Annotated in this window: 3 protein-coding genes; all 3 read left to right on the top strand. The window is 57.4% G+C overall.

What is annotated here, in order from left to right; all coding sequences use genetic code 11:
- A partial coding sequence (locus ABYT07_RS20835; RefSeq protein WP_372993910.1) for an amidase family protein occupies nucleotides 1-743 on the top strand: 743 nt, incomplete at its 5' end.
- On the top strand, nucleotides 740-1,090 hold the full coding sequence (locus ABYT07_RS20830) for a RidA family protein (RefSeq protein ID WP_372993909.1): 351 nt from the start codon (nucleotides 740-742) through the stop codon (nucleotides 1,088-1,090). The genes ABYT07_RS20835 and ABYT07_RS20830, both read left to right, overlap by 4 nt.
- Nucleotides 1,091-1,153: 63 nt before the next feature.
- Nucleotides 1,154-1,423 carry a hypothetical protein gene (locus ABYT07_RS20825; protein ID WP_372993908.1) on the top strand — a complete coding sequence of 90 codons (270 nt, stop codon included), beginning with the start codon at nucleotides 1,154-1,156 and terminating at the stop codon, nucleotides 1,421-1,423.
- Nucleotides 1,424-1,813: the final 390 nt, after the last annotated feature.

Genomic DNA, 1,813 nt, shown 5'->3' with positions numbered 1-1,813 from the left:
CTATCGCCGATGTGCGTGCGGGCTTGCAGGTGATGTCGCGCGGCGACGTGCGCGATCCGCTCTGGGTGCCACCTTCGGCTGACCGTCGCGATGCGGGTGGCCCTTTGACGGTCGGCTATGCGATGAACCCCTTTCAAGGCACGCTCGATCCGGCAATTCAAAGAGCGATGCAGACGGCGATCGCTGGTTTCAAGGGTACAGGTGCCAAGCTCCGCGAAATCAGCCCGCCTTCCGCCGCTGATTTGCCTGACCTCTGGGGGACCTTGATGTTCACGGAGACGGAAGCGTTGGCGCGCGGTGCAATGGAGGCCAACGCTTCGGAAGAGATGTGGGACTATTATCAAAAATTCTTGGGGCATTTCGAACCAACTGACATTGCCGGTCTGATGCGCGCGATGCAGCGCCGAATTGTAGTGCAGCGTGCTTGGGCTGCGATGTTCCAAGAGGTTGATGTCTTATTGCTGCCGACATCGCTCAGCCGTCCGTTTCGCAATGATCAGGACTTCAGGGAGCCAGAGACGCTGGGCGAAATCGTCGCGGCACAATCGCCGCTTCTGGCGATCAACGTTTTGGGCCTGCCTTCTGTCGCCTTGCCAACACATCTTGACGACGGCGTCCCGCTGGGTGTCCAGCTGGTTGGGCCAATGCACAGTGATGCCTTTGTATTGGACGCAGCCGAACGTCTTGAACTGGAACTGGGTACGCTTTGGCAGGCACTCGCAAAAAAGGAAGTAAAACGATGACTAAAATTGATCGCAAGCATACGAGCGTACGGATGTCCCAGATCGTCATGCACGGCGACACCGTCTATCTTGCAGGGCAGGTAGGCACACCAAACGCAAGTGTGGAGCAGCAAACCCGCGACTGCCTTGACGCCGTCGACCGCCTGCTCGCCGAAGCTGGATCGGACAAGGCGCACATGCTTCAGGCGATCATCTGGCTGGCGGATATGGCCGATTTCGCCGAGATGAACGCGGTTTGGGACGCTTGGGTGCCGGAGGGAGCGGCACCTGTCCGCGCCTGCGGCGAGGCCCGTCTGGCCACGCCCGAATATCGGGTCGAGATCATCATCACGGCCGCAAGGACCTAAGAAAGATGGTTTCTTTCCCCTACATCCCCCGTGACATTTGGCTGGCGCGATGTAGTCAACATCATGCCGGAAGCCCACCACGGTCCGGGCCCGATGATCAAGGGCCAGTTCATGGAGCGTGGGCAAAACGCGCTTATCAAACGTGCGGCCTGGATTGACGGCATCGGGATAGGCGCGATGTGTTTTACCGTCTTTCCCCAGAACAGCGCACGCAATCTGCAATCCGTGCAAGGCACAATGTTTGTCTTTGACGATCACACGGGCGCGCTGCTCGACAGTGACGTAGTGACTTATCGGAAGACAGCGGCGGATTGGCGTTGTACGGGGAACTGACCTCATTCGACACCAACGGCGGATTGCAGACATTCGCTGCAAGTGCGAAATCGAAAAGGCAGCGCGAAGAGAGCGGACGCTCAGGGTATCACCCGGTTGTTTGCGTTGTGCAGACGCAGCGAACGGCTGGTCTGAGCCCAGAGTCCCCGATGCTGCGGTACGCGCCGATGTCCGCTATGGGGAACGCCTTAAAATGGGTCTCCAAATTTTGACGCTTAGCTGATATTGAACCGCTACGTCGAAGACCGCAGGCAGTCTTACAGACCTAAATAAGCTGTGCAGTTTTCAACCAGTTCAACGACAAATTCGTCGGCCCTTGTGGTTTGTATTCTGCTCCGAGCGGTTTTGAATATCCAAGCCTTTTGATCACATCAAAGATGTGGTCAAAGT

It is taken from the genome of Sulfitobacter sp. (assembly GCF_041552635.1).
Taxonomy (GTDB): Bacteria; Pseudomonadota; Alphaproteobacteria; order Rhodobacterales; family Rhodobacteraceae; genus Sulfitobacter.
The sequence above is the reverse complement of the archived record's forward strand: the minus strand, read 5'-3'. Positions and strand labels throughout refer to the sequence as shown.